This window comes from Arthrobacter globiformis NBRC 12137 (genome assembly GCF_000238915.1).
Taxonomy (GTDB): domain Bacteria; phylum Actinomycetota; class Actinomycetes; order Actinomycetales; family Micrococcaceae; genus Arthrobacter; species Arthrobacter globiformis.
Map to the genome: position 1 here is coordinate 15,595 of NZ_BAEG01000020.1, position 25,463 is coordinate 41,057.

Annotated in this window: 26 protein-coding genes; 11 read left to right on the plus strand and 15 right to left on the minus strand. The window is 66.6% G+C overall.

What is annotated here, in order from left to right; genetic code table 11:
* Nucleotides 1–60: 60 nt before the first annotated feature.
* The 6 genes from ARGLB_RS23100 to ARGLB_RS03355 form a co-directional block, all read right to left on the minus strand.
* Nucleotides 61–306 (minus strand): hypothetical protein, encoded by a 246-nt coding sequence (locus ARGLB_RS23100; RefSeq protein ID WP_139023238.1) that lies wholly within the window; start codon nucleotides 304–306, stop codon nucleotides 61–63.
* Nucleotides 307–361: 55 nt separating this feature from the next.
* Nucleotides 362–934 (minus strand): PEP-utilizing enzyme, encoded by a 573-nt coding sequence (locus ARGLB_RS23810; RefSeq protein ID WP_003798905.1) that lies wholly within the window; start codon nucleotides 932–934, stop codon nucleotides 362–364.
* On the minus strand, nucleotides 829–2,841 hold the full coding sequence (locus ARGLB_RS03335; RefSeq protein ID WP_003798907.1) for a PEP/pyruvate-binding domain-containing protein: 2,013 nt from the start codon (nucleotides 2,839–2,841) through the stop codon (nucleotides 829–831). Before ARGLB_RS03335 ends, ARGLB_RS23810 begins: the two co-directional genes overlap by 106 nt.
* A 1,108-nt stretch (nucleotides 2,842–3,949) precedes the next feature.
* Nucleotides 3,950–4,213 (minus strand): hypothetical protein, encoded by a 264-nt coding sequence (locus ARGLB_RS22625; protein ID WP_139023239.1) that lies wholly within the window; start codon nucleotides 4,211–4,213, stop codon nucleotides 3,950–3,952.
* 40 nt (nucleotides 4,214–4,253) lie between these two features.
* Nucleotides 4,254–4,559, minus strand: coding sequence for a hypothetical protein (locus ARGLB_RS03350; protein WP_003798913.1), 306 nt, complete (start codon nucleotides 4,557–4,559; stop codon nucleotides 4,254–4,256).
* Between the two features lie 103 nt (nucleotides 4,560–4,662).
* Nucleotides 4,663–4,848, minus strand: coding sequence for an alpha/beta fold hydrolase family protein (locus ARGLB_RS03355; protein WP_175304952.1), 186 nt, complete (start codon nucleotides 4,846–4,848; stop codon nucleotides 4,663–4,665).
* A gap of 238 nt (nucleotides 4,849–5,086) precedes the next feature.
* Between ARGLB_RS03355 and ARGLB_RS03360 the strand changes: the two genes are divergently transcribed.
* Nucleotides 5,087–6,514: an alpha/beta hydrolase family protein gene (locus ARGLB_RS03360; RefSeq protein WP_003798917.1), complete on the plus strand. Its 1,428-nt coding sequence runs from the start codon at nucleotides 5,087–5,089 to the stop codon at nucleotides 6,512–6,514.
* A gap of 22 nt (nucleotides 6,515–6,536) precedes the next feature.
* On the opposite strand, the gene ARGLB_RS03365 is transcribed toward ARGLB_RS03360, so the two are convergent.
* Nucleotides 6,537–7,016 (minus strand): MarR family winged helix-turn-helix transcriptional regulator, encoded by a 480-nt coding sequence (locus ARGLB_RS03365; RefSeq protein WP_003798920.1) that lies wholly within the window; start codon nucleotides 7,014–7,016, stop codon nucleotides 6,537–6,539.
* Nucleotides 7,017–7,139: 123 nt separating this feature from the next.
* Between ARGLB_RS03365 and ARGLB_RS03370 the strand changes: the two genes are divergently transcribed.
* The 6 genes from ARGLB_RS03370 to menE all read left to right on the plus strand — a co-directional run bounded on the left by ARGLB_RS03370 (nucleotide 7,140) and on the right by menE (nucleotide 13,768).
* Nucleotides 7,140–8,099 (plus strand): SDR family NAD(P)-dependent oxidoreductase, encoded by a 960-nt coding sequence (locus ARGLB_RS03370; RefSeq protein WP_003798923.1) that lies wholly within the window; start codon nucleotides 7,140–7,142, stop codon nucleotides 8,097–8,099.
* A 1-nt stretch (nucleotide 8,100) separates the two neighbouring features.
* Nucleotides 8,101–8,994 carry a 4-hydroxyphenyl-beta-ketoacyl-CoA hydrolase gene (locus ARGLB_RS03375; protein WP_003798924.1) on the plus strand — a complete coding sequence of 298 codons (894 nt, stop codon included), beginning with the start codon at nucleotides 8,101–8,103 and terminating at the stop codon, nucleotides 8,992–8,994.
* Between the two features lies 1 nt (nucleotide 8,995).
* The gene (locus ARGLB_RS03380) at nucleotides 8,996–10,186 is read left to right on the plus strand and encodes an acyl-CoA dehydrogenase family protein (protein ID WP_003798926.1); all 1,191 of its coding nucleotides are present in this window, start codon (nucleotides 8,996–8,998) and stop codon (nucleotides 10,184–10,186) included.
* 107 nt (nucleotides 10,187–10,293) lie between these two features.
* Nucleotides 10,294–10,749 (plus strand): MaoC family dehydratase, encoded by a 456-nt coding sequence (locus ARGLB_RS03385; protein ID WP_003798928.1) that lies wholly within the window; start codon nucleotides 10,294–10,296, stop codon nucleotides 10,747–10,749.
* A 46-nt stretch (nucleotides 10,750–10,795) separates the two neighbouring features.
* Nucleotides 10,796–12,148 (plus strand): MFS transporter, encoded by a 1,353-nt coding sequence (locus tag ARGLB_RS03390; RefSeq protein ID WP_003798929.1) that lies wholly within the window; start codon nucleotides 10,796–10,798, stop codon nucleotides 12,146–12,148.
* 42 nt (nucleotides 12,149–12,190) lie between these two features.
* The gene (menE, locus tag ARGLB_RS03395; RefSeq protein ID WP_003798932.1) at nucleotides 12,191–13,768 is read left to right on the plus strand and encodes an o-succinylbenzoate--CoA ligase; all 1,578 of its coding nucleotides are present in this window, start codon (nucleotides 12,191–12,193) and stop codon (nucleotides 13,766–13,768) included.
* A 40-nt stretch (nucleotides 13,769–13,808) separates the two neighbouring features.
* Here the strand turns inward: menE and ARGLB_RS03400 are convergent, their stop codons facing one another.
* On the minus strand, nucleotides 13,809–15,032 hold the full coding sequence (locus ARGLB_RS03400) for a thiolase family protein (RefSeq protein ID WP_050934257.1): 1,224 nt from the start codon (nucleotides 15,030–15,032) through the stop codon (nucleotides 13,809–13,811).
* On the minus strand, nucleotides 15,025–16,431 hold the full coding sequence (locus ARGLB_RS03405; RefSeq protein WP_003798936.1) for a class I adenylate-forming enzyme family protein: 1,407 nt from the start codon (nucleotides 16,429–16,431) through the stop codon (nucleotides 15,025–15,027). Before ARGLB_RS03405 ends, ARGLB_RS03400 begins: the two co-directional genes overlap by 8 nt.
* A gap of 60 nt (nucleotides 16,432–16,491) precedes the next feature.
* On the opposite strand from ARGLB_RS03405, the gene ypfJ reads away from it, so the two are divergent.
* Entirely contained in the window at nucleotides 16,492–17,388 is an 897-nt protein-coding gene (ypfJ, locus tag ARGLB_RS03410) for a KPN_02809 family neutral zinc metallopeptidase (protein ID WP_003798938.1), read from the plus strand.
* Between the two features lie 77 nt (nucleotides 17,389–17,465).
* On the opposite strand, the gene ARGLB_RS03415 is transcribed toward ypfJ, so the two are convergent.
* The 6 genes from ARGLB_RS03415 to ARGLB_RS03440 all read right to left on the minus strand — a co-directional run bounded on the left by ARGLB_RS03415 (nucleotide 17,466) and on the right by ARGLB_RS03440 (nucleotide 22,630).
* On the minus strand, nucleotides 17,466–17,798 hold the full coding sequence (locus tag ARGLB_RS03415) for a metal-sulfur cluster assembly factor (protein WP_003798940.1): 333 nt from the start codon (nucleotides 17,796–17,798) through the stop codon (nucleotides 17,466–17,468).
* 16 nt (nucleotides 17,799–17,814) lie between these two features.
* Nucleotides 17,815–18,603 (minus strand): Fe-S cluster assembly ATPase SufC, encoded by a 789-nt coding sequence (sufC, locus tag ARGLB_RS03420; RefSeq protein WP_003798942.1) that lies wholly within the window; start codon nucleotides 18,601–18,603, stop codon nucleotides 17,815–17,817.
* Between the two features lie 83 nt (nucleotides 18,604–18,686).
* On the minus strand, nucleotides 18,687–19,046 hold the full coding sequence (locus tag ARGLB_RS03425; RefSeq protein ID WP_003798945.1) for a non-heme iron oxygenase ferredoxin subunit: 360 nt from the start codon (nucleotides 19,044–19,046) through the stop codon (nucleotides 18,687–18,689).
* A gap of 25 nt (nucleotides 19,047–19,071) precedes the next feature.
* Complete coding sequence (sufD, locus tag ARGLB_RS03430) at nucleotides 19,072–20,313, minus strand: Fe-S cluster assembly protein SufD (RefSeq protein WP_003798946.1); 1,242 nt, start codon at nucleotides 20,311–20,313, stop codon at nucleotides 19,072–19,074.
* A complete protein-coding gene (gene sufB / locus ARGLB_RS03435; RefSeq protein ID WP_003798948.1) occupies nucleotides 20,313–21,776 on the minus strand; it encodes a Fe-S cluster assembly protein SufB in 1,464 nt (487 codons plus the stop codon). The genes sufD and sufB overlap by 1 nt, the downstream gene beginning before the upstream one ends.
* Nucleotides 21,776–22,630, minus strand: a complete 855-nt coding sequence (locus ARGLB_RS03440) for a helix-turn-helix transcriptional regulator (protein ID WP_003798949.1) — start codon at nucleotides 22,628–22,630, stop codon at nucleotides 21,776–21,778. Before ARGLB_RS03440 ends, sufB begins: the two co-directional genes overlap by 1 nt.
* A gap of 119 nt (nucleotides 22,631–22,749) precedes the next feature.
* Here ARGLB_RS03440 and ARGLB_RS03445 point away from each other — a divergent pair, with 119 nt between their 5' ends.
* Genes ARGLB_RS03445 through ARGLB_RS03455 form a run of 3 tightly spaced genes read left to right on the plus strand, consistent with a single transcriptional unit; the run spans nucleotide 22,750 to nucleotide 25,424 of the window.
* Nucleotides 22,750–23,718 (plus strand): ABC transporter ATP-binding protein, encoded by a 969-nt coding sequence (locus tag ARGLB_RS03445; protein ID WP_003798953.1) that lies wholly within the window; start codon nucleotides 22,750–22,752, stop codon nucleotides 23,716–23,718.
* The gene (locus tag ARGLB_RS03450; RefSeq protein ID WP_003798954.1) at nucleotides 23,715–24,473 is read left to right on the plus strand and encodes an ABC transporter permease; all 759 of its coding nucleotides are present in this window, start codon (nucleotides 23,715–23,717) and stop codon (nucleotides 24,471–24,473) included. The genes ARGLB_RS03445 and ARGLB_RS03450 overlap by 4 nt, the downstream gene beginning before the upstream one ends.
* A gap of 6 nt (nucleotides 24,474–24,479) precedes the next feature.
* The gene (locus ARGLB_RS03455; protein ID WP_003798958.1) at nucleotides 24,480–25,424 is read left to right on the plus strand and encodes a COX15/CtaA family protein; all 945 of its coding nucleotides are present in this window, start codon (nucleotides 24,480–24,482) and stop codon (nucleotides 25,422–25,424) included.
* Nucleotides 25,425–25,463: the final 39 nt, after the last annotated feature.

Sequence of the window (25,463 nt, forward strand, 5' to 3'; positions counted from 1 at the left end):
ATGACCTTGGCAATTGTGCCTCTTCAGCTACTTTCGGGCGACCGCGATTGGTGCCATCAATCACCCATACAGTTTCTCGCCCTCTTGAGCGATCGCTTCTTCACGCTCCAGGAGGAAGCGCAGGAACGCGGCCTGGTTGTCGATTTCCCGCTGCTTGCGGGGAGAGACCCAGTCCAGCACTTCTTTGTCGTCAGCCATGATGTTCACCCCTCTCAGCCTCGTCTTCATGCTCACCCCGTTCGGGCAAGATCGGCGAAAGTTTCGGGCAAGATCGGCGAAGGTCTTGTCTGCGGCGATTTCTGGCATGGCCGGCCACGGCCAATCTGGTTGCCGTCGTGCTTGGCCCCCAAACCGCCGGCCCCTAGTCGGCTGCGGCGACCGTCCCAGCACTGCCGTCCACGATGACGCGCTGCCCCTCGGCCAGGATGCCCGTTCCCGTGCCGGTCCCCATGACTGCGGGGATCCCGTACTCCCTCGCCACAATCGCCGCGTGGGAGCCGAGCCCTCCCATGTCGACGACGACGGCGGCGGCGCGCTGGAACAGCGGCGTCCAGGACGGGTTCGTGTAGGGGCACACGAGGATGTCGCCGCTGCGCAGCCGGCCGAATTCGTTCGGTCCCCTGATGATTCTCACCGGCCCTTCCGCGCGGCCGCGGCTGGCCGGCGTGCCGGAGACCAGAACGCCGGCAGCAGTGCGGCGGTTCCTGAACAGCAGCGCCGTGTCCAGGAGCGGAATCCCTTCGAGTTCGCGGCGTTTGGCCGCTCTGGCCTGCACGAGCGGCCGGTAACGCTGCCGGACGGACGCCGGCAGCGCGCCGTCGTCGTCCGTTATTGCCGCCAGTTCCGCAAACCGCAGGTGGTAGACGTCCCTGGCGTCATCAATGACACCGTCGGCAACGAGGCGCCGGCCAAGCTCCCGGTACGCGCGGCGCATGGGCGGATGACCTTGGTGGCATAGAAGTGGCTGTCCTCGCGGAACGCCATGCCTGCCCGGGCCGCGTCGACGGCGGCCAGCACGTGCCGCCGGATGCGCCTGAACCGCAGGAGCGGATGGCGTTTCAGCTCCGCCAGCGCCGCGCCGGTCTGGTCGGCCGTGCGCGGCCGCTGGCCCAGGAGCGCCTTGACAAGTCCCAGCACAACCTCGGGGGCGTCGGACCAGGTGGGCGAACTGCTCAGCACAACGCTGACAGTTTCACGGTTCCCGTATTCGCGCAGGAACCCAGCGAACGCCTCGCGGAAGGCAGCGTGCGCCGGGTCCCGCTCCACAAGCTGCAGCAGGGCCGGCCCGTCGGATGAGGCAAAGGCGCCGGCCAGCCCCGGATCCGCTCCGACCATCGCGGCCAGCTGCTCCAAGGACCGGTTCGCCTGGCTTGTCCGGGTTTCTGCGCCCGCGATCAGGGCGGAGGCCAGCCTCATCCTGCCCAGCAGCACGAGCAACAGGCGCAGCCGCAGCATGGGCAGAAACATGCCGGGCAGGTAGGAGCTGCGGAGGTCGGTGATGCCCCGCATCGTGGCGAAGGACTCCCGCGTAACACCCACAACTTCGGCCCAGCGCAGGGGCTCGGGGTCCAATGCGTTTAGCCGGTCCACCCGGTCCAGGAAGTGGATGAACCGGAAATCGTCCTTCCATTCGGCCATTTTGAACTGCCTGGCGCGGCGGGCCAGGGTCAGCGGCGCAGCCAGCGCGCGGAGGGTTAGCCGCGGTACCGGCGGTACCAGCTGCACCACCACGCCGTCCTCCTCGGGCAGCAGCTCCCCGACACTCGGGAACCGCACTCCGACGCTGCCGGCCATCCGGTGCAGCATGGCCAAAATCCCCTGTTCCATCCAGCCGGACACATCCAACGGGTAGGGCCGTTCCTGGAACATTTCGATGAAGAACGGCCCAACCCGCCGCTGGATCGCGTTGAGCCGGAGCGGCTGCGGCGGCAGCGCCGTCATGGGCCTCGACTGCAGGACATGGATCCGGCCGCCGGCCAGCGCCCACTCGATATCCTGCGGCCGGCCGAAGTGCTCCTGCGCCCTGCGGCCCAGGTCAGCCAACTCCCGGAGCTGGGCCGCGGCCAGGGTGGGAACCGAGCTGCGGACGCCGGGCCGCTCCCGCGTGCCGCCGCCTGCGTCCGGGCTGACCACCACCTCGCCGCCGCCGGGACGGAAGCTGTGGATCCCGCCAGTGCGGTCCAGCACGTAGTGTTCGGGCGTCACCCTTCCCGAGACCACCGCCTCCCCCAGGCCCGGACTGGCGTCCACAACGGTCTCACTCCGCTCACCCGTGACCGGGTTCGCCGTGAACATGACACCTGCGGCGTCGGCCGGCACCATCTTTTGGACTACGACGGCGATCGCCACCTCGCGGGGGTCGATCCCCTGCCGCCGCCGGTAGGCAATGGCCCGGTCGGTCCAGAGGGACGCCCAGCAGTCGGCGACAGCTTTGGCCACCGCCTCCTCGCCGACGACGTTCAGGAACGAGTCCTGCTGGCCGGCAAACGCAGCGCCGGGCAAATCTTCGGCGGTGGCGCTGGAGCGCACCGCCACGGCGCCCCCTCCCAGGGCGGCATATGCCTCGCCAATCTCCGCCCGCAAAGCTGCCGGCATGCCAAAGCGGGCAAACAGCGCACGGAGGGCACCGCCGTCGGGCACGTTTTGATTCATGCCGTCCAGGGCAGCCCCGAGCCCCGTATCGGCGAGAAGCCACCGGTAGGCGTCCGTGGTGATGACGAATCCCCCAGGCACCGGAAACCCTTGCCGCACCAGTTCGCCCAGAGCGGCACCCTTGCCGCCGGCGGCGGCGAGGTCCGTCCGGTCGAAGTCAGTGAGGGGGCCGGTTGTCTTTCGTGTCATCCGGGGCTCCTCGTGGCGGGTGGCAGCGGGGTCTTCGCTGGCGGAGGCCGCACGGCCATCCGGACGTGTAAAAGCTACTCCACCGTCAGTTCCCCCGCATAGTGTTTGCCCACCAATTGGGCTTCGCCACCGGGTTGCGCGACGTTACGGGTACCCCTTGACCCCTCCCTGCATCAGGACCACACTCGATACTGATTACCAACTCAGAGATTCGTGAATTCTTCTCGGCACCTCAATGGCAGAGGTGTTGACAGTCCGGCGCCGCGACGGGGGCAGGTGGGCATGAGCACCTAAGCGATGTGTGCTTTGGCAGTTTCTGCACGTCAAGCGGCGCCCGAAGCGCCAGCCCCGGCGGCCGCAGTCAATTTATGCAGGGTCTCAAAATCCGAGGAGCACGTCATGGGCCAACGGCCGATTGATGAGTGGTGGAACGAACTTGATGAGCCCACAAAGAAGTGGCTCATTGAAAATCCCGGTTGCGTGGTTCTTCCGCGGACCGTGGCAAACGTGGTTCACCAGGTCTCGGGCGGCCACGTCGCCCAGGACCAGCACGGCGAACACCAATTGTCACAAGCAGAGCAGTCCTTTCTCAGGGCCAAGTGCAAAGCGGCCGGGGCAGCGACCGGCAAACGCGTGTAGATCCATAACGAATCCATGACCGGGCGGCGCAAGTGGTGGCTCATAGCGGCCCTTGCCGCAATGCTCTGCGCATGCTCACCGGCCCCGCCCGTAGCCGTGACCCACCGCCACGGAGTCCACCTCTGGAGCTGTCCCGAGCGACGAACTCGTTGGCCAGGGCATGGTCCTGCAGAAGCGGGGCGGCGCGCCCCTGTTCTGCCTGGGCCCCTTTGCCGCCTCGCTTCCGCCCCAATGCGGCGGACCGGTGCTCCGAAACTGGGACTGGTCCGAGGCCGGGCACTTCGCCAGCGCAGGCGGTGTGATGTGGGGCTCCTACGAGGTGACCGGTATGTTGGCGAATGGCGAATTCATCCAGACCAGGAGGCCCGTTCCCTCCACTGACGCTTCCCCTCCGGAAGCCCGACCGGTCACAGGACCGCCCGGGAACGGCAAGGAAATGCAGCTCCTGTTACTCCAGCGGGAGCTGACTTCACTGCGGGGGCAGCCGATCCTGATGTCGGGGGCGGAGAACGGCTACCTCGTCATCGACGTCGTCTACGACGATGGCTCCCTCCAGCGGGTTGTTCCTGCCGGTGTCGTCGCACCAGTCAATGTTGTACGGCACCGCAGTGACCGTTGCCTGGCCCTTGGCAGCGCGGGCCGGGGCGACGAAAGTGTAAGTAAACCCACCGCCGTCGTTCATTGCTGACAAGGTGTTCGCGGGCCGGACCAGCGCCACGCTCTGATCGTCCACCGGCACGGCCCGGCGGCGCCGGCTTCTAGGCGTTGCGGCTCTACTCGGCTTCGAAGCCCAGACGATCGCGGACGAGCTTCGCCACGACGGCAGCGTGCTGCTTCTTGTCCGATCGAGCCTCCGATTTCAGCGTCGCCAGATATCCGACGTACGCGGCAGTCCGGGTGTCATAGGCCGCGGCGCGCGTCTCGAATGCGAGGGCCAGAGTGGCATGCGCCTGGGCCAGCCTGATCTGCAGTTCAGCGTCGACATCGGCGCCTGAGAGAGCTTGTTCGGCGGCGGAAAGAAGGGACTGTGCCGCGTCGGCGTGCTCGTTCGCGGCGCGCTGGCCAAGGTCGGGCTGCATTGGCTCTGCCTCTCTTCATTCAGCTCGCGACGGGCAGACGCGAGGTGTGGAGTAAGCCTAAAACACGACGTGCAGTTCTGTTAGGCCCCCCTTGTCTGTCCGCTTAGGGCAGGCCAGCAGCGATTTCTTCGACGGCGTCGACAAGCGCGGCCACCGATTCCGGGCCACCGTGCCCTTCGTTCTCGATGACGATGAGTCGACTGTCCGCCCAGCGCTGATGGAGTTTGCATGGCGTGATGACGGGTCCGCTTACATCCCGCCGGCCGTGGATGTGTGCGTCGAGTCCCACCGGTCCCAAGCCAGAGCTGCCGCCTCACCCCGCGCGTTCCCCCGTCATTTATCAAACACTACGAGACCAGCCCGGCTGGGGACAGCTACAGCAGGCCGCCGCGGGTAGCTGCCGTGGGTGAGGCGAACTAGTGGTCGAAGGTCAGTTGACTGAAACGGAAATTCGTTGACAACATCAATCATTAAGATAAGCATTAGTTGTCTGATCTAACTTTAATTCGACTGACAAGGTTGCCCGAATGACCCGCACATTGCGCCAAAGCTGCCGCACCATCGCTTCGACATCAGCCCTTGCCGCCCTCCTCGCTGCAGCCTCCGCATCCCCGGCCGCCTTGGCAGCCCAGCCGCGGGCGGATGCGTCGGGGCCGTCGCTCGCGGCAGCCACGCCATCGACAGCAACCCCTTCCGTCGCCTCGGGCACCCTTTCGGACGGGGCTGCGTGGCGGGCCGAGGTGCCTGCGAACTGGAACGGAAAGCTGGTCCTCTTTGCCCACGGCTTCCGCCCGGGACCGGCAAACCCCGCTTGGGACACAGGATTCGCGCCCACGGCCAGCGCGCTTGTGGTCCGCAGCTACGCCGTTGCGTCCTCGTCCTACGCCACCACCGGCTGGGCCCTCCAGACCGCAGCCCAGGACCAACTCGGCACCCTGGCAGCTTTCGAGGAGCACTTCGGCAAGGCAAGCCGGGTCATCGCCGTCGGGCGGTCCATGGGAGGCCTCGTGACCAGCATGATGGCGGAAATCCCGAACTCCGGCATCGACGGCGCCGTCAGCACCTGCGGCCTGGTGGGCGGCGGCGTTGCCCTGAACAACTACCAGCTCGACGCGGCCTATGCGGCGGCGGAACTGCTTCTTCCCGGACGGGACATCCGCCTCGCCGGCTTCACCACCCCGGCGGAGTCTGCCGAGACGATTGCCGCGCTGAAAGCAGCCCTGCAGCACGCAAGCACTTCCTCGGAAGGCCGCGCAAGGCTCGCATTGGTGGCCGCGCTCCTGAATACCCCTACCGAACTCGACGGGGTCGCCGCGGACAATCCGGACGCGCTGGCAGCTGCCCAGGCGAAGCTGGTCCTCGGCACTCTCCCCACGGTGATCGAACGGCGCCACACGATCGTCAACGCCGCCGGCGGCGACAGCGGCTGGACCGCGGGCGTCGACTATTCAAGACTCCTGCAGTCCTCAGCCCAGCGCCAACTGGTGGAGCACATGTACGCCACGGCCGGCCTGGACCTGAACGGCGACCTTTCCGCGCTCACGGCCAACGCCGACATCGAGCCCAGCAGCCAGGGCCTCCAGTGGATGCTCCGGACCTCCACCCCCACCGGCGAGCTCCAGGTGCCGCTGCTAGCCACCCACACCACGATGGATCTCCTGGCCCCCATCGAATACCAGGAAGAGTACGCAGAAACAGTCCGCCAGGCGGGCAAAAACGCCCTGTTCCGCCAGGCCTTCGTCAGCCGGGAAGGGCACTGCAACTTCACGGTGGCCGAAAACGTGGCCGCCGTCGACGCCATGGACCAGCGGCTCCAAACCGGCCACTGGGGCTCCGTGGCCACCACCGCCGATCTGCAGGCGACCGCAACGTCCCTGAAACTGGATGGCGCCAACTACGTCGAATTCCGCCCGGCCGAATTCATCAACGACCGCGACTGGACGCCCGGACAGTAAGAGGCCGTGAGCGCCTGTTCCGCTATCCCTCCAGGCTAGGCCACAGCGCTTTGCGGAGCAGGCGCTTCAGCTCGGCTATTTCCTCCCGGTCCAGGCGGTCCAGAGCCTCCGACTCGGCCCGGCGGGTCGACTTCGTGGCCGCGGAGAACAGCTTCTGCCCCTCGGCTGTCGCCGTCACGATCTTGGCCCGCCGGTCCTGCTTTCCTGGCGCCCTCAGCACCAGGCCCCGCTTCTCCAGGTCATCCACCAGGGCGACGATCTGGCTAGGGTCCAGGCTGAGAAAATCAGCCATTTCGCGCTGGCTCGGCTCAAGGCCGCTCGCGGCCAGGGCCAGCACTGAATACGAGCGCTCCTTCAGATCGAACTCCTCCAGCGCCCGGTTGTTAACCACCGATCCCGCGGCATGGAGCTTCGCCAGGAGAAAGCCGGCGTCGCTGCTGATGGAGGCAGGAACAAGCTTGTCCGCCGCGGGGGCAAGCTGCCCCGTCACCGCCTCAGTCATGGACCCTCCAATAATAAACAAAAATAATCATTGACTTTTTCAACTATCCAGATTTTCATGGATATAGAACAGCATCCCATGCCGGAGGCAAGGATGCACGATCAGCTAGCAAAGGAGCAGCAAATGAGCCTGTCAGGCAAAGTAGCAATCGTCACGGGGAGCGGCCGCGGGCTGGGCCTCGCCTATGCCCGGGAACTCGCCCGCCAGGGCGCCGCCGTCGTCATTAACGACGTTGACGCCGATGTTGCAGCGGATGCCGTCCGGGCCATCGAGGCCGACGGCGGGAAGGCGGCCGCCGTCGTCGCCCCCGTCGGCAGCTCGGAGGTTGCCAAGCAGCTGGTCCAGGCCGCGGTCAACGCCTTTGGCCGCCTCGACATCCTGGTCACCAACGCCGGCATCCTCCGCGACAAGAGCCTGCTGAAGATGACCGACGAGGACTTCGACGCCGTCATCAACGTCCACCTCCGCGGCACCTTCACCTGTGTCCGCGAGGCCTTCGCCTACTTCAAGGAAAACGGCGTTCCCGGCCGGATCATCACCATCGGCTCCCCCACCGGCCAGCGCGGCAACTTCGGCCAGACCAACTACGCGGCTGCAAAGGCCGGCATCGTCGGCATGGTGCGGACCTGGGCCATGGAGATGAAGAAGGCGGGCGTCACCGCCAACGCCGTCATCCCGGTGGCCGCCACCGCCATGACCAAAACAGTCCCCTACTTCCAGAAAGCTGTGGAGGCGGACGAGCGCGGGGAGGCCATGCCGTCCTTCTTCCGCCACGACCTGGGCTTCGGAACTGCCGACGACGTCGCCGGGCTGATTGCCTTCCTTGCCTCCGACGAGGCCGCCGGCATCACCGGGCAGGCCATCGGCGCCGGCGGGGACCGCCTGCAGGTCTGGACGCACCCGACCGCGGCCACCACCGAATACCGCGCCGGCGGCTGGAGTTACGAGGCAATACGCGGAAATGCCGGAACGCTCTTCAACCGGGAAGCCCTGCAGAGCGTCGGTGAGGAGTTCCTGCCGCTGCCGGCAGAGCTGCAGCCCGAATCCCGGCCCGTCCAGCCCGAACCGGTGCGGGTGCGCTGACATGGCCTCCACCCGCTACGAACCGGGCATCGACGCCGCCAAGATCGACGGGATCGACATGCACGTCCACCTTGAAGTGGACAGCTGCGGCCACGGCTCCCTGCCCGAAGCCCTGACCGAGGCCTCGGCGAAGTACTTCAAGGCCGAGGACCGCACCCCGTCCCTGGACCGCATCGCCGAGGTGTACCGCGAACTGAACATGGCCGCCGTCGTCTTCACCGTGGACGCGCGGACCCAGCTCAAGCATGAGCCGAACAGCATCCCCGAACTGATCGCCGGCGCCGCACGGAACAACGACGTCCTCATCCCCTTTGGCAGCGTCGACCCCCGTACCGGCGAGGACGCTATCGCTGGCGCCAAGCACCAGGCCGTGGAACTGGGCGCCCGGGGCTTCAAGTTCCACCCCAGCCTGCAGGGTTTCGACCCCTACAATGAGCGTTTCTACCCGCTGTGGGAAACCCTTCAGGAACTTGGCCTGCCCGCCATTTTCCACACCGGCCAGAACGGCATGGGCGCCGGGCTGCCCGGCGGGTACGGCATCAAGCTTGCCTACTCGAACCCGCTGCTGCTGGACGCGGTGGCCGCGGATTTCCCGGGGCTGCAGATCATCATGGCCCACCCCTCGGTGCCGTGGCAGGACGAGGCCAACTCCATCGCAACTCACAAGGCGAATGTGTTCATCGACCTCTCCGGCTGGTCGCCGAAATACTTCCCGGAGTCCCTGGTGAAGGCGTCCAACTCGGTCCTGCAGGACAAGGTCCTCTTCGGCACTGACTTCCCCCTCATCACGCCGCAGAAGTGGCTGGGTGCCTTCACGGACCTGCCCCTGAAGGACGAAGTGCGGCCGAAGATCCTCAAGCACAACGCCGTCCGGCTTCTCGGGTTGGGGGCCTGAGATGAGCGCCACCACGGCCGAGCAGACCCGGCTCTACGCTGTGGCTGACTGGTACGACGCCGAAGCCCTGCTCACAATCGAGGAGCGCCAGGTCCTCGCGCGGCTCCGGGAGTTCCTGGACCGCGAGGCCGGGCCGCTGCTGGCCGACTTCTGGGAGCGCGGCGAATTCCCGGAACAGCTGGCGCAGCCGCTCATCGGCCTCAATCTTATGGAGCCATTCGAGGCACCCGCCCGCGGCATCTACCAGGGCTTCCGGATCTTCGAGCTCGCCCGCACGGACGCTTCGCTCGCTACTTGGTACACCGCCCAGGCAGGTCTCTTCCGGACAGCCATCCGCGTCGGCGCCTCACCGGAGCAGCAGCGCGAATGGATGCCCAAAGTCATCGACTTCTCGCTCAAGGGCGTGTTCTCCCTGACCGAGCCGGAATCCGGCTCGGACATCGCGGGCGGGCTGGCCACCACCGCACACCGGCGCAGCGACGGCAGCTGGGTGCTGAACGGCGCCAAGCGCTGGATCGGCGGCGCTGCCACGGCCGATGTGCTCGCCGTGTTCGCACGCGACGTGGCGGACGGGCAGGTCAAGGCCTTCCTCGTCGACCGGAAATCCGACGGCGTGACGCTGGACAAAATCCACGGCAAGACCTCGCTCCGGATGATGCAGAACGCCCACATCACGCTCGACGGCGTGCGGGTGCCCGAAGCCATGCGGCTGCACCACGTGAACTCGTTCCGCGACGTCGCAGCGATGCTCCGGGCCATGCGATCGGACGTCGCCTGGATCGCCGCCGGCATCCAAGCCGGGGCATTCGAAGCGGCCCTGCGGTACATCACCGAACGCACCCAGTTCGGCCGCCCGCTGGGTTCCTTCCAGCTGGTCCAGGAAAAGCTCGCCCGGATGCTCGGCAACGTCACGGCCAGCCTGTCCCTCGTGGTCCGGCTGACCGAACAGCAGGCCAAGGGCATCTATCGCGACCAGGACTCGGCCCTGGCCAAGATGCAGACCAGCCTGTTCATGCGCGACACCGTCGCACTGGCCCGCGAAGTGGTGGGCGGCAACGGCATCACGCTCGCCTCCGACGTCGCCCGTTTCCACGCCGATGCCGAAGCCGTCTACTCCTACGAAGGCACGCACGACATCAACGCCCTCATCATCGGCCGCGCCCTCACCGGGGAAAGCGCCTTCACCCGCTAACTGAAGCACCACCAACCCAAACGCGATGGCGGCAGCACCGCGCCGCCGTCGTACTTCCGCAACCCCAAACTTCCGCAACCAAAAACCATCGCCCAAGGAGGCACCCCATGCCCAACCTCGTCGTCGACTTCGACAAACTGCTCACCCTCGCCGGCACCGACCTCGGCGTCACCGAATACCGCGAAATCACCCAGGAACAGATCAACAAATTCGCCGACGCCACGGGCGACGACCAGTGGATCCACGTGGACCCCGAGCGTGCCAAGGACGGCCCGTTCGGCGCCCCGATCGCCCACGGCTTCCTCACGCTCTCGCTCATCATCCCGTTCTGGGGCGAGCTGTTCGACGTCGACGGCGTCACCACCAAGGTGAATTACGGCCTGGACAAGGTCCGGTTCACGTCCCCGGTAAAGGTGGGCTCGCGGATCCGCATGCGGGCCACCATCGCCGAGGTCACCGAGGTCAAGGGCGGCGCCCAGATCAAGGTGTCCAACACCATCGAGATTGAAGGCCAGGAGCGCCCCGCAGTCGTGGCGGAATTCCTCGCCCGCTTCTACAAGTAAGCAGCTCCCAAACCTCCCCCACTCGCACGTGCAGTAAGGAACAACGATGTCCCAAACTTCGCAGCTTCAGACCATGGATGTGACCGCCCGGCGCAGGGAAGCCCGCACTGTCATCGCCTCCAGCTATCTGGGCAGCACCATCGAGTACTACGACTTCCTGCTCTACGCCACCGCCGCCGCCGTGGTCTTCCCGAAAGTGTTCTTCTCCGGGCTCGACGACTGGGTGGGCGTTGTGGCCGCCTACGGCACGTTCGCCGCCGGCTATGTGGCCCGGCCTTTGGGCGGCATCATCTTCGGACACTTCGGTGACCGGGTGGGCCGCAAAGGGATGCTGATCGTTTCCATGGCGGTCATGGGCGTGGCCTCCACCCTGATCGGCGTCATCCCGGACGCCTCGGTGGCAGGCCCGTGGGGCGCCGTCCTGCTGGTGATCCTCCGCGTATTCCAGGGCATTGCCGTCGGCGGCGAATGGGGCGGAGCGGCGCTGATGGCACTGGAGCATTCCGAGTCCGGACGGCGCGGCTTCGCGGCCTCCTTCGTCAACGCGGGCGCACCCTCGGGCGCCGTACTGGGCACCCTCATCATGGGCGCCTTCGCCGCCCTGCCCAACGAGCAGTTCCTCTCCTGGGGCTGGCGGGTGCCGTTCCTGCTCTCCTTCGTCCTGCTGATCGTCGGAATGTTCGTCCGGCTCAAGGTTTCCGAGAGCCCGATCTTCAGGGCCGCCATTGAACAGGAAACGCTGGCAAAGAGCCACGACTCTGTGACAGGCACCGCGGCCTCGCGCTTTCCCCTGCTGCAGGTCCTGCGCCGCCCCCGGACGCTGGTCTTCACCATGCTCGCCGGAGCCGCAGGCTTTGCCCTGCAAGTGGTGATGGCAACCTTCTCGGTGACCTTCGCCGTCTCCAAGGGCGCCGAACGGCAGGGCGTGCTGTACGCCTTCGCCGCCGCCTCGCTCATCTCCATTGCGTTTGTGGTGCTGGGCGGACGGCTCTCGGACCGGTTGGGCCGCCGTCCGGTGATGATCGGCGGGCTGGTCCTGTTCATCCTCTACCTCGTGCCGATGTTCCAGCTGCTGTCCTCGAACAACATCTTCCTGATCTTCGTGGCATTCACCATCGGGCTGATGATCCACTCCACGCTCTTTGGACCCATGGCGGCGTTCGTCTCCGAACAGTTCGCCACCACCTCCCGTTACACCGGCGCGTCCCTCGGCTACCAGCTTGCAACGCTTCTGGGGGCGGGCTTCACGCCCGGCATCGTGGCGCAAATCTTCAAGGACTCGGGCCAGAACACAAGCTCCGTGGCCCTGTACCTGGCCGGAATGTCCGTGGTGTCCATCATCTTCATCCTGCTCACGCGGGAACCCAAGAACAACGATTTGGAGTCCGCCCGGCTCTAAGCAGCCGCGCAAGGACTAGTTTGAGACAAGAAAGGATGCTCAATGGAAAATTTTGGCATCGGCTCGTGGCTGCAACGGCGCCGCCCGAAATCCGGGGACAAGACGGCGCTCATCGCCGGAGACCGGAAACTCAGCTATGAACAGTTCGCCGACCGCAGCCGCCGGCTTGCCAACGCCCTGCGGGACCGCGGCGTGGCCAGGGGCGACAGGGTGGCCTACCTCGGCGAGAACCACCCCGCCTTCCTGGAGACCCTCTTCGCCTGCGGCCAGCTGGGCGCAATCTTCGTTCCCCTGAACAGCCGGCTCGCACCGCCGGAAATCAGGTTCCAGCTGGACGACTGCTCCGCCGCCGCTCTGGTTTACGCCGGGGACCTGGCCACCCTGGCCCGGGCGGCGGCCGAGGGGACGGCGCTCTCCAACCTCATCGCCGTCGACGGCACCCAGACCGACGGCGGCACGGCCGTTGGCGGCGGCCCCGTGCCCAACGCGGCAGCCGAGGACTATGAAGCCGTCGTGGCATCGGGCAGCACCGAGCCCATCGACGAAGCCGTCACCCTGGACGACGGCGCCATGATCCTCTACACCTCCGGAACCACTGGCAACCCCAAGGGCGCCCTGCTCACGCACGGAAACATCACCTGGAACTGCATCAACGTCATCACCGATTTCGACTTCGCCTCCACCGACGTTGCCCTGATGATCTCCCCGATGTTCCATGTGGCATCGCTGGACATGGGGGTCCTGCCTACCCTGCTCAAGGGCGGAACCGTGATCCTCGAGCCCAGGTTCGATCCGCAGCGGACCCTGCAGCTCATCGAACGCCACCGGGTGACCACCATCAGCGGGGTGCCCACCACCTACCAGATGCTCTGCGAGCACCCGGAATGGCCGACGTCCGACATCACCTCCCTGAACAAGCTCACCTGCGGCGGATCCGCCGTCCCGCTGCGGGTCCTGGAAGCCTACGAAGCCCGGGGACTGCGTTTTTCGAACGGCTACGGCATGACGGAAACCGCCCCGGGGGCCACCACCCTGCCCGCCTCCCGGTCCCGGGACAAGGCAGGCTCCTCTGGCCTGCCGCACTTTTTCACCGACGTGAGGATCGCCGACCCCGCCGGTGGTCCGGTCCAGCAGGGCACCGTGGGCGAAATCCAGATCAAGGGCCCCAATGTCATCCGCGAATACTGGAACCGGCCGGACGCCACCGCCGGGTCCTACGCCGACGGCGGCTGGTTCAAGTCCGGCGACATGGGCTACCGGGACCAGGACGGGTTTGTCTTCGTTTCCGACCGGCTCAAGGACATGATCATTTCCGGCGGCGAGAACATCTACCCGGCCGAGGTGGAGCAGGCCATCGCCGAGATCGACGCCGTGGGGAGCGTCGCGGTGATCGGTGTTCCGGACGACAAATGGGGTGAAGTGCCGCGCGCCGTTGTGGTGGTGCGCGAAGGTGCGAGCCTGACCGAACAGCAGGTCCGGGCACACCTCGACGGCCGGCTCGCGCGCTACAAGATCCCCAAGACGGTGGTGTTCGTCGACGACATGCCGCGCACGGCCAGCGGGAAGATCCGCAAGAAGGACCTCCGGCAGAAGCTGTTCCCGGACCCGGCGGCTCTGTAGCGCTACGGTCTCCGGCGGTTCTTGGCTGCTTCCGTCCCGTCTACAGCCGGATGTGGCGGAACAGCGCCGCGGTGCCCATGCCGCCGGCGATGCTGATCATGGCCAGGGCCAATTTTCCCTGCTCAGGAGCGGCCGGTTCCTGGCGTGCCTGCGCCAGGAGCCGGGTGACCAGCACTGCTCCGGACGCCCCGTAGGCATGCCCCAAAGCCAGCGCCCCGCCGTCGGCGTTGGCCCGGAGGGCGTCAATCCCCAGGTGGTCCAGGCACGCGAGGGTCTGCGAGGCGAACGCCTCGTTGAACTCCACGAGGTCCACGTCCGCGGCATCCACCGACTGCGCTGTCAGGAGTCTCGCGGCTGCGGCTGCGGCACCGATGCCCAGCAGCTGCGGTTCCACCCCGGCCGTGTCCGTGCCCAGCACGGCCAGCGCGTCGGCAGTGCCCAGTTCCCGGGCCCTGGCCAGGGAGGTGATGACGACGGCGGCGGCACCGTCCGCGTCGAAACACGAGTTTCCGGCGGTGACGGTGCCGGACTCCACGAACGCTGCGGGGAACCGCGCCATGAGGGCTTCGCTGAGTTTGGGGCGCGGACCGTCGTCGACTGCACCCGAAGCGCCCGGCCCTGGTCCGGCAGCGGCCGGCAGCGCCACCGTCTCCCCGGCAAACGTGCCCTTGGCCTGCGCTGTCACCGCCCTGCGGTGGCTGCGCAGCGCAAACTCGTCCTGCCGCGCACGGCTGATGCCATACTCCCGTGCCACGTTCTCGGCCGCGACGCCCATGTCCGGGTCGCCGTGGCTGTGCGGCGCAAACTGGGCGCGGCTGAAGAAGGCGGGCTCGCCGTCGTCGTTCCGGTGCGCGCGCAGCGGCGCGGTGCTGATGCTTTCGACGCCGCCGGCAAGATATGTGCCACCGCCGGCGGCGACAAGCCGCGAGGCGAGGACGATGGCGTCCAGGCCGGACCCGCACTGCCGGTCCACGGTGAGGCCGGGAACGGTGACCGGAAGGCCAGCTTCAAGGGCCGCGAGCCGCGCGACGTTGCCGCCGGCGCCCACTGCGTTGCCGATCACGACGTCCGCGATCTCGCCCGCGTCCAGTCCCGTTTCGGCGAGCAGCGCCGTGAGGACCGGGGCCAGCAGTTCGTGGGAGCGCAGGTGCTTCAGTGCGCCGTTCGCCCGGCAGACGGGTGTGCGCAGCGCGGCAATGATCACCGGCGTCCGGTCGTCCGGGAGCTGGAACGCCGCGCTCCTGGATCCCGTGCTGTTAGACAAGGTGCCGGACCCGGCTGTCGCGGGCTGCGATCCAGTCGAGCAGGAGCCGGCGGCTGACCTTTCCACGGTCCGTCACCGGAAGCTCGTCGAGGGCGTAGTACTGCAGCGGCCGCTTGTCCTTGGCCAGCACGTCCTCGAGGCCGGTCTTGAGCTGCGTCGCCGTGACCCCGCCATGGGACGGGACAATGCCGGCCACCACGCGCTGCCCGCGGAGGTCATCCTCCATGCCGGCGGCAATCGCGGACGCGACTCCCGGCACCGAGGACAGCGCCAGCTCCACCTCGTGCGGGTAAACGTTCTTGCCTGCCGTGATGATCATGTCGGCGCGGCGGCCGAGGATGTGCAGCACCCCGCCGGACAGGTAGCCCTGGTCCCCCACGGTGAACCAGCCGTCAAAGCAGCGCAGCGCCTGACCGTCGTCGCCCCAGAGGTAGCCGTTGCTGACCATGCCGCTTTGGACACTGATGTTGCCTGCCACCCCATCGGGCAGCTCGGCTCCGGAGTCGTCAAGGATGCGCACCTCGACGCCCGGGAACGGCCGGCCGATCGCGGTGCTTCCGGCGGCGAACGGCTCCCCCGCGGCGAGTCCGGCGCCGGAGACGAAACTCAGCTCCGACGCGCCGTAGTACTCGAAGATGGTGGCGTGCGGGGCCCACCGGCGGGCCGCCTCCAGCGTGCGTGCATCCAGCTTCGAGCCTGCACAGATGATGGTCCGGACGCCCGACGCGTCCACGCAGCCCAGCAGGCCGCGTTCGCTGAGCAGCCGCAGCATGGTGGGTACCAGCACCAGCCGGGTGATCCCGTCGTGCGTGATGGCGGCATGGACATCCCCGACGTCGAAGGACTCGAGCGTGTGGAACTCAGACCCGGCGTAGAGGCACTCGGCCAGGGCGTACAGGTTGAGGCTGGCAGCCAGCGGGCCCGGTGCCAGTGTTTTGTCCTGCTGGCTGAGCCCGAAAAACTCCATCGAGGCTTCGAAGGACTGCTGCCAGGAGCGCCGCGAGCGGGTGAACGCCTTGGGCACGGAGGTGGTGCCGGAGGTCAGGCCGATGAGGAACGAGGCTGCCGGATCCCCGTCCGCCAATTCAATCCCGGCGTTCCCAGGCACGGGACTAACCCCGCTGCCGAGCCGCTGGACGATCTCGTCCCGTAGCGATTCGGGCCACGTGGGGTCCAGGACCGCGCACTCGCGGTCACCGGCAACGGCAGCGGCGAAGTCAACCGCGAACCGGGTGGAATTGGGCTGGGCAAGGACTGTGACCGCAGCCGTGCTGCCGGCTGCAGCGGCCTGCGCACCGTCGCGCAGTTCGGCCCAGCTGAGCCGTTTTCCGGCCACGACGACGGCGGTGTCGTCGGGGCGTTCATTGGCCCAGCGCTGAAGGTTGTTGAGAAATGGCATCGGACCAACTTTACCGGCCTGAACCCGCCACGGCCCTGTGGCAAAGACTATTGTGACAACATGAGCTTCAATGACGGGGTCGAGCTGGACCCATCACAGGTGGAAGACCGGCGCGGCGGTGGAGTTGGCCGCGGCACAAAGATCGGCGGAGGTATCGGCGGCGGCGTCGTCCTGCTCCTTGCGGCCCTGTTTGGCATCAACCCGCAACTGCTGGGCGGACTGCTGGGCACCGGCGAGGAACAGCCCGCCCAGAGCACGGGAACGGCGCTCACGCAGTGCAAGCTGGGTTCCGACGCCGACAAGGACCTCGACTGCCGGATTGCCGGGACGGTGAACAGCCTCAACGTGTTCTGGCCGGCCTATCTCGCCGACTACAACGTGAAGTACCCGCGGCCGAAGACTGTGCTGTTCGAGGGCGCCACCCGCACCGGCTGCGGCACGGCCACGTCCGAGGTGGGCCCGTTCTACTGCCCGCCGGACACCACGGCCTACTTCGATCCCGGGTTCTTCCAGGACCTCGTGACCCGCTTCGGCTCCTCGGGCGGCCCGCTGGCCCAGGAATATGTGGTGGCCCACGAGTTCGGCCACCACATCCAGAACATCCTTGGAGATCTGGACAAGGCGCAGCAGGATCCGCAGGGCGCGGAGTCCGGCGCCGTCAGGGTGGAGCTGCAGGCCGACTGCTATGCCGGGCTCTGGACGCGGTACGCCACCACCCAGAAGGACCCGAAGACCGGCAAGCCCTTCCTTGAGCCGCTCACGCAGAAGGACCTGAACGACGCACTGTCGGCTGCCTCCGCCGTCGGCGACGACCGGATCCAGAAAGCCGCCACGGGCCGCGTCAATCCCGAAGGCTGGACGCACGGATCCAGCGCGCAGCGGCAGAAGTGGTTCTACCAGGGCTACAAAACCGGCGACATCAACCAGTGCGACACATTCAGCGCCGCGACACTCTAACTGAATCGGCGGCCTAACTGAAACGGCAGCGGCCGGGCACCTTCGATGAGAAGGTGACCGGCCGCCGTCGTACTTTTTTAGATGTTGAAGCCGAGGGCCCGCATCTGGTCCTTGCCGTCGTCGGTGATCCGCTCCGGACCCCATGGCGGCATCCATACCCAGTTCAGGCGCCACTCGTCCACGACGCCGTCCAGCGCCTTGCCGACCTGCTCCTCGAGCACGTCGGTGAGCGGGCATGCCGCAGTCGTGAGGGTCATGTCGATCAGCAGGGCGCCGTCATCCTCCGAGTACTTCAGGCCGTACAGCAGCCCGAGGTCCACGATGTTGACCCCGAGCTCGGGGTCGATGACATCCTTGAGTGCCTCTTCGACATCCTCCAGCCCGGTGCGGGCTGCGTCGATTTCGGTCATGGTCAGCGAGTCCTAACTAGGCCTGGACCGCTGCGGCAGCCGCGGCTGAGCCGGCGCCCGCGGCGTAGCGGTCGTAGCCTTCTTCTTCCAGGCGGTCGGCGAGTTCCGGGCCGCCCTCTTCCACAACCTGGCCGTTCACGAAGACGTGCACGAAGTCAGGCTTGATGTAGCGCAGGATGCGGGTGTAGTGCGTGATGAGCAGCGTGCCCATGTTGCCGGTGGCGTGCGCGCGGTTGACGCCTTCGGAAACGACCTTGAGCGCATCAACGTCCAGGCCGGAGTCGGTCTCGTCGAGGACGGCGAACTTCGGCTTGAAGAGTTCCAGCTGCAGGATTTCCACGCGCTTCTTCTCACCGCCGGAGAAGCCTTCGTTGACGTTGCGCTGGGCGAAGTCGGCGTCAATGCGCAGCTGCTGCATGGCTGCCTTGACGTCCTTGGTCCAGGTGCGCAGTGCCGGTGCTTCGCCGTCGATGGCGGTCTTGGCGGTCCGCAGGAAGTTGGTCATGGTGACGCCGGGAACCTCCACCGGGTACTGCATGGCCAGGAAGACGCCGGCGCGGGCGCGCTCGTCGACGCTCATGGCCAGTACGTCTTCGCCGTCCAGCGTGATGGTACCGCCGGTGACGTTGTAGCGGGGGTGGCCGGCGATGGTGGACGCCAGGGTGGACTTGCCGGAGCCGTTGGGGCCCATGATGGCGTGGGTCTCGCCGGTGCGGATGGTCAGGCTGACGCCCTTCAGGATCTCCTTGGTGCCCTGCTCGGTGTCGATGCTGACGTGCAGGTCCTTGATCTCAAGAGTAGACATGTGTCTTGTTCTCCTCTGCGCCGCTATTTAGGCAGCGGTGCGGTTTTTGGTCTGGAAGTTGTTAAGTTCTGGTACAGGGCGGGCTAGCTGAAGTTCGGAGCTTCGGCGCCGTTCAGGACGTTCGTGAAGTCCACGTAGACCTCGTCTCCGACAATCTCCACCGCGAACACGGGAACGGGGTCGTAGGCCGGCAGCTGGAGCGGTTCGCCGCTGCGCAGGTCGAACTGTGAACCGTGTCCCCAGCATTCGATGGCGCAGCCTTCGACCTCACCCTCGGAGAGGGAGATGTCCGCGTGCGAGCAGGTGTCCCCAATGGCGTGGATCTCTCCCATGGAGTCCTTGACGATCGCGACGGGAAAGTCGTCGATCAGGATCCGCAGGGCCTGCTTGGGCTGGATCTCGTTGACATGGCAGACGAGTTCGCCCTTTGGCTGTTCAGTCATCCGTTGTCCTGTACTTTCGGGCTGCTTAGGAATTCGTGGCGGCGAGCTCGCGCTCAACAGCCTCGGTCAGGCGCTCTTCGAGTGCCGGAACCTTGATCTGCTGAATGATCTCGTTGAGGAAGCCGCGCACGACGAGCCGGCGGGCCACCTCTTCGGGAATGCCGCGGGCCATCAGGTAGAACAGGTGCTCGTCGTCAAAGCGTCCTGTGGAGCTGGCGTGGCCGGCACCCTCGATGAGGCCCGTCTCGATTTCCAGGTTGGGCACGGAATCCGCGCGGCAGCCGTCGGTGAGCACCAGGTTCTGGTTCTTCTCGTACGAGTCGGTGCCCAGGGCCTGCTTCTGGATCAGGACGTCGCCCACCCAGACGGTGTGCGCGTTCTTGCCCTGCAGGGCGCCCTTGTAGAGCACGTTGGACTTGCAGTTGGCCACGTTGTGGTCAACGAAGGACCGGTGCTCCAGGTGCTGGCCGGCGTCGGCGAAGTAGAGGCCCAGCAGCTCGGCCTCGGCGCCCTCACCGGAGAAGCGTACGTTGGAGTTCAGGCGCACCACGGAACCCCCCAGGGAAACGGCGATGTGCTTGTAGACGGCGTCCTTGCCCACCTGGGCGTCGTGCTGCCCCAGGTGCCGGGCGTCGTCTTCCCAGAGCTGCACGGAGATCACGGTGAGGTGCGCGCCCTCGCCGACGATCACTTCCAGGTTTCCGTTGTGGTCCGCCGCGCCCGTGTGCTCGACGATGACGACGCTGCGGGAGTTGGCGCCGGCTTCCAGCACGAAGTGTGCGTTGGAGCGGCGGCCTGCGCCCGCGCCGTCGACCAGGATGCGGACCGGCTCAGCCGGTTCGGCGTCGGCCGGGATGACCACGTGCAGTGCCTCATCCGTGTTGGCGGAGGCGACGACGGCGGCCCGGTCGGCCGGGGTCAGGACGGAACCGCGCGGGGCGGCTCCCTGTGCCAGGCTGCCGCGGAGGTAGCCTTCGGGGGCTTCGACGGTGAACACTGCCGCTTCGCCGTCCGTCGCTGCGTCGGAGAACAGGTTGGCCAGTCCGCGGACCGGGGTGAAGCGCCATTCCTCTTCGCGGCCGGTGGGCAGTGCGAAGTCGGCGACGTCGAAGCTCGTGAGCCGTTCGGCGCGCGAGGACATGACGGTGACGCCGTGGTTGTGGCTGTGGTCCACCTTAGCGGGGACCAGCGCCTCGCCTTCCTCCGTGAAACCGGCGATGGAAGGGGCCCCGATGCGGGCCTTTTCAGTAGTAATTTCGGCAGTCATTAACCGACGGATCCTTCCATCTGGAGTTCAATGAGGCGGTTCAGCTCGAGGGCGTATTCCATCGGCAGTTCGCGGGCGATCGGCTCGATGAAGCCGCGCACGATCATGGCCATGGCTTCGTCTTCACGCATGCCGCGGGACATGAGGTAGAAGAGCTGTTCCTCGGAAACGCGCGAGACGGTGGCCTCGTGGCCCAACTGCACGTCATCCTCGCGGATGTCGATGTACGGGTAGGTGTCCGAGCGGCTGATGGTGTCCACCAGCAGTGCGTCGCAGCGCACCGTGTTCGCCGAGTGCTTGGCACCCTCGCGGACCTGGACGAGGCCGCGGTAGGCCGCGCGTCCGCCGCCGCGGGCAACGGACTTGGAGATGATGGAGCTCTTCGTGTTCGGTGCGATGTGCACCATCTTGGAGCCGGTGTCCTGGTGCTGGCCCTCGCCGGCGAACGCGATCGAAAGGGTCTCGCCCTTGGCGTGCTCACCCGTGAGGTACACGGCCGGGTACTTCATGGTGACCTTGGAGCCGATGTTGCCATCGATCCACTCCATGGTGCCGCCCTCTTCGCAGATGGCGCGCTTGGTCACGAGGTTGTACACGTTGTTGGACCAGTTCTGGATGGTGGTGTAGCGGACGCGGGCGCCCTTCTTGACCACGATCTCGACGACAGCCGAGTGCAGCGAGTCCGAGGTGTAGATCGGCGCGGTGCAGCCTTCGATGTAGTGGACGTAGGAGTCCTCGTCGGCGATGATCAGCGTGCGCTCGAACTGGCCCATGTTTTCCGTGTTGATGCGGAAGTAAGCCTGCAGCGGGATGTCAACGTGCACGCCCTTGGGCACGTACACGAAGGAACCGCCGGACCATACGGCCGTGTTCAGCGAGGCGAACTTGTTGTCGCCCACCGGAATGATGGTGCCGAAGTATTCCTGGAAGATCTCCGGGTGCTCGCGCAGCGCGGTGTCCGTGTCCAGGAAGATGACGCCCTGGGCCTCAAGGTCCTCGCGGATCTGGTGATAGACCACCTCGGACTCGTACTGGGCTGCCACGCCGGAGACCAGGCGGCTGCGCTCGGCTTCCGGGATGCCGAGCTTCTCGTACGTGTTCCGGATGTCCTCGGGAAGGTCTTCCCAAGTGGCTGCCTGCTTCTCCGTGGAGCGCACGAAGTACTTGATGTTGTCGAAGTCGATGCCGGAGAGGTCTGCACCCCAGGTGGGCATGGGCTTGCGGTCGAAGTACTTCAGACCCTTCAGGCGCAGGTCCAGCATCCATTCCGGCTCGCTCTTCTTGGCCGAGATGTCGCGGACGACGTCCTCGTTGAGGCCACGGCGTGCGTTGGCACCGACGTCGTTCTTGTCGGCCCAGCCGTACTCGTAGGTGCCGATTCCGTGGAGCTCGGGATTCTTTTCCAGAATCTCCGAAATCACAGCAGTCTCGGCAACCGTCTTCTCTGATAGTTGGTCCGTCATCACGGCCTTTCTTGCAGATGGTTGGATACTTCATTCAGGTTGTCCGGTTGGCTGCCGGCGGCCTCCGCCACCGATATGGCCGGACGGCCTGTAGGTATGTGGGTAGTGCAGACGTGTCCGCCGCGTGCGAGCGTGGAAAGCCTGCGGACATCGACACCGACGAGGCGCGAAAACATTTCCGTTTCCGCGTCGCAGAAGACGGGAAACTGGGTGGCCAGCTGCTGGATGGGGCAGTGGCCCTGGCACAGCTGGACGCTGGACAGCGCCGCGGGCAGGGGGGCCTTGGCTTCGATCGAGGCAGTGGAGGCGACGAAGCCGTCCCGGGACAGGGCGGCGGACAGGGCCTGTGCGCGGGCGGTGATGTCCGTTCCGGCCGCTTCCACCTCGGGGGCGTAGCGGCGTTCCATCTCCGCGAAACGCTCGACGGCGAACTGGCGGACGGCCTCATCCCCCGCCACCGCGCCGAGCTGCTTGAGCGCCAGGCTGGCAATGTTCAGATAGTCGTCACCCAGCGAGGACTGCCCCTGGGAGCTGAGGACGTAACGGCGGGCGGGTCGGCCGGCACCGGCTCCTGCGCGGGCAACGCGCTTGACCTCGATGACGCCCGCGCGGGACAGGTGGTCCAGGTGGCGGCGGACGGCGGCGGGGGTGAACCCGAGCAGGTCACCCAGTTCTGCGGCGCTGACCGGCCCGTGCTCCAGGACGGCGCTGAGAACGCGGTCGCGCGTGCGCTCGTCAGTGTCGGCGGCGGCCGGCACTGATGCCAGGGCAGCACGTTGGCCACCGCGCAGCGCACCTGTTGGCGCGCCCTGCCCGGCCATAGGCGCGGACGTGGTGTTGGTCATGGAATACACAACACAATCATGTCGTAATTTATTGCTGCCTTCCAGTAAGGCAAGGCTGACCTGAGGCCACCGGCAGGCCCGGCCCAGCGGCTCACCGGCGACAGTACTACTTCACGTAGAATGCTGGGGTGCGATCCCCCAAATCCCCCGTATTGACCATCGACGGGCTCATCAAGGACGTCGGTCCGCTCCCCACCCTCGATGGCAAGATGCTCAGGGTGGTGAGCGACGTCTCACTCATTGCCGGCCGCGGCGAGGTCACGGCACTGCTCGGAGCCAACGGTGCCGGCAAGACTACCACCATCGAATGCGCCCAGGGGCTCCAGAAGCGCACGGGCGGAACTATTACGTTGCTCGGCGCCGATCCCGGCACCGCCGGTGCGGATCTGCGCGCCCGCGTCGGCGTCATGCTCCAGGACGGCGGCCTCCCGCCGTCGGCCCGTCCCATTCCCCTGCTCCGCCACATTGCCGGTATGTACCGCAATCCCAGGCCTCTGGATGAGCTGGTGCAGCGGCTGGGCATCGACTCCTTTAGCCGGACCAATGTCCGCCGGCTGTCCGGCGGACAGAAGCAGCGGCTGGCCCTCGCCGCCGCCCTGATCGGCAACCCCGAGGTCCTGTTCCTGGACGAACCGAGTGCCGGGCTGGACCCGCAATCCCGTCAGCTGGTCTTCGAACTGATCGCCGAACTCCGGGATGGCGGGATGGGGATCATCCTCACAACCCATCTCATGGATGATGCCCAGCGCCTGGCCGATTACGTTTACATCATCGACGGCGGCAGGAATGTTGCGGAGGGCACCGTGGCCCAGTTGCTCCAGCACAACATGCCGGAGACGCCCCACCGGGACCACGTCCGGACGCTGCACTTCGAGGCACTGCCGGGGCTGGACTTCACCGGCGTTCTGCCTGCCGAGATCGAGATCCGCGAGACCCGCTCCGGCAGCTACACGGCCACCGGCGCGCTGACCCCCGAGGATCTTGCAGCGCTGACGGCGTGGTGGGCGCACCACAGCATCATGCCGGGCTCGCTGAGCATGGAGGCCCGGAGTCTCGAAGATGTATTCCTTGACATTTCCGGAAGGGAAATCCGATGACGACAGCCACGGGCGCCGCACCTGCTCCCCTGCTCCGCCGGATACTGCTGCAGGGCAAATACGAGGCCGCCACTATGCTCCGGAACGGCGAACAGCTGATCCTGGCCGTGGTCCTGCCGCTCCTTGCCCTGATCGGACTCACGGTCACCCCGCTGCTCGACGGCATCGGGGACAGCCGGATCAATGTCGCCGTCCCCGGCATCCTTGCGCTCTGCGCGATGTCCACGGCGTTCACCGGTCAGGGCATCGCCACCGGCTTCGACCGCCGGTACGGCGTGCTGCGGTTCCTGTCCACCACGCCGCTGGGACGGGCCGGCCTCATAGCCGGGAAGATCCTGGCGGTCCTGGCCGTTCTGGTGATTCAGGTGGTCATTGTCGCCGCCGTCGCTTTCCCCCTCGGCTGGCAGCCGAATCCGCTGGGCTTGCTGCCCGGCCTGTGCCTGCTTGTCCTCGGAGCTGCCGCATTTACCGCCCTGGGCCTGCTGGTGGCCGGCACTGTCCGGCCCGAGGCCACGCTGGCCATCACGAATCTGCTCTGGATCCTCCTCGGCGCCGTGGGCGGCATTGTGGTCCCCATGCAGCGGCTGCCGGAACTAGCCCAGAACACCGTCCACCTGCTGCCCTCCGGGGCCCTCGGCGAGGGCCTGCGCGACGCGTTCCTGCAGGGCGTCGTGAACGGCAACGCTGTCCTTGTCCTGCTGATGTGGACGGTTCTCGCCGGCGCAGCAGCCATCCGCTGGTTCAAATGGAATTGAGAATAAGTGAGCACGGCTTCGCGCCTCCCCCAGTTCGTCGGCCGCCTGGCATCCAAGCTGCCCGTCACCGTCGATTCAACCGTCCGCCGCCTGGCCGTGCTGTCCCTGATCGGACAGACGGTCCTGGTGGTCACCGGCGGCGCCGTCCGGCTGACCGCCTCGGGCCTGGGCTGCCCCACCTGGCCCAGGTGCACGAACAATTCCCTGGTGAACACCCCCGAGATGGGCATCCACGGCTTCATCGAGTTTGGCAACCGCCTCCTGACGTTCGCCCTGGCGGCCGTCGCAGCGCTCATGCTGGTCTACCTCTGGAACCTGCGCAAGGAGCGCAAGGACCTGTTCCTGCTGGCCCTGGGCCTGCTGGCGAGTATTCCGGCGCAGGCCATCATTGGCGGCATCACCGTCCTCACCCAGCTGAACCCGTGGGTGGTTGGCCTGCACTTCCTGGTGTCCATGGCCCTGGTGGTTTTCGCCACGCTGCTGGTCAACCGGGCCTACGGCAGGACCGGCGGGTTCCGGACCCGTCCGCTCACCTCACTGCCGGGTGTTGTGCGGCCGGTAATGACCGCCGTCGCGCTCTTCTCCGCGATCGCCGTCATGCTGGGCGTCGTGGTGACCGGGGCCGGACCGCACGCGGGTGACGCCAATGCGCCCCGCAACAACCTGGACTGGGACCTGTTCTCGCACATCCATGCCGTGCCCGCCTATCTGGTCACCGCCGGGACGCTGCTCGCCGTGTACTTTGTGTTCCGTCGAGGCATCTCCGGTATCTTCCGGACGGCCGTGCTGATGCTCCTCGGCGTCACTGTGCTCCAGGCAGTCATCGGCTTCACGCAGTACTACAACGGCATTCCGGCGCTCCTCGTGGGCGCACACATGCTGGGTGCGGCCCTGCTGATGGCCGCGGCAACCAACGCCGCCGACATCGCCCGCTCCAGCCCCGTCGAGTAGCCGCTTCGTTCCCGACGCTTCCTCAGGTCTTGTCGCTTG

Excerpts from the sequence above, each read along its gene's own strand:
- ARGLB_RS03365 (WP_003798920.1), bottom strand. The coding sequence starts at position 7,016 with ATGACTGAGGCGGTGACGGGGCAGCTTGCCCCCGCGGCGGACAAGCTT.
- ARGLB_RS03335 (WP_003798907.1), bottom strand. The coding sequence starts at position 2,841 with ATGACACGAAAGACAACCGGCCCCCTCACTGACTTCGACCGGACGGAC.
- ARGLB_RS03385 (WP_003798928.1), top strand. The coding sequence starts at position 10,294 with ATGCCCAACCTCGTCGTCGACTTCGACAAACTGCTCACCCTCGCCGGC.
- ARGLB_RS03415 (WP_003798940.1), bottom strand. The coding sequence starts at position 17,798 with ATGACCGAAATCGACGCAGCCCGCACCGGGCTGGAGGATGTCGAAGAG.
- ARGLB_RS03405 (WP_003798936.1), bottom strand. The coding sequence starts at position 16,431 with ATGCCATTTCTCAACAACCTTCAGCGCTGGGCCAATGAACGCCCCGAC.
- ARGLB_RS03380 (WP_003798926.1), top strand. The coding sequence starts at position 8,996 with ATGAGCGCCACCACGGCCGAGCAGACCCGGCTCTACGCTGTGGCTGAC.
- ARGLB_RS23810 (WP_003798905.1), bottom strand. The coding sequence starts at position 934 with ATGCGCCGCGCGTACCGGGAGCTTGGCCGGCGCCTCGTTGCCGACGGT.
- ARGLB_RS03425 (WP_003798945.1), bottom strand. The coding sequence starts at position 19,046 with ATGACTGAACAGCCAAAGGGCGAACTCGTCTGCCATGTCAACGAGATC.
- sufD (WP_003798946.1), bottom strand. The coding sequence starts at position 20,313 with ATGACTGCCGAAATTACTACTGAAAAGGCCCGCATCGGGGCCCCTTCC.
- ARGLB_RS03390 (WP_003798929.1), top strand. The coding sequence starts at position 10,796 with ATGTCCCAAACTTCGCAGCTTCAGACCATGGATGTGACCGCCCGGCGC.
- ypfJ (WP_003798938.1), top strand. The coding sequence starts at position 16,492 with ATGAGCTTCAATGACGGGGTCGAGCTGGACCCATCACAGGTGGAAGAC.
- sufB (WP_003798948.1), bottom strand. The coding sequence starts at position 21,776 with ATGACGGACCAACTATCAGAGAAGACGGTTGCCGAGACTGCTGTGATT.
- ARGLB_RS03375 (WP_003798924.1), top strand. The coding sequence starts at position 8,101 with ATGGCCTCCACCCGCTACGAACCGGGCATCGACGCCGCCAAGATCGAC.
- menE (WP_003798932.1), top strand. The coding sequence starts at position 12,191 with ATGGAAAATTTTGGCATCGGCTCGTGGCTGCAACGGCGCCGCCCGAAA.
- ARGLB_RS23100 (WP_139023238.1), bottom strand. The coding sequence starts at position 306 with ATGCCAGAAATCGCCGCAGACAAGACCTTCGCCGATCTTGCCCGAAAC.
- sufC (WP_003798942.1), bottom strand. The coding sequence starts at position 18,603 with ATGTCTACTCTTGAGATCAAGGACCTGCACGTCAGCATCGACACCGAG.
- ARGLB_RS03370 (WP_003798923.1), top strand. The coding sequence starts at position 7,140 with ATGAGCCTGTCAGGCAAAGTAGCAATCGTCACGGGGAGCGGCCGCGGG.
- ARGLB_RS03350 (WP_003798913.1), bottom strand. The coding sequence starts at position 4,559 with ATGCAGCCCGACCTTGGCCAGCGCGCCGCGAACGAGCACGCCGACGCG.
- ARGLB_RS03360 (WP_003798917.1), top strand. The coding sequence starts at position 5,087 with ATGACCCGCACATTGCGCCAAAGCTGCCGCACCATCGCTTCGACATCA.
- ARGLB_RS03450 (WP_003798954.1), top strand. The coding sequence starts at position 23,715 with ATGACGACAGCCACGGGCGCCGCACCTGCTCCCCTGCTCCGCCGGATA.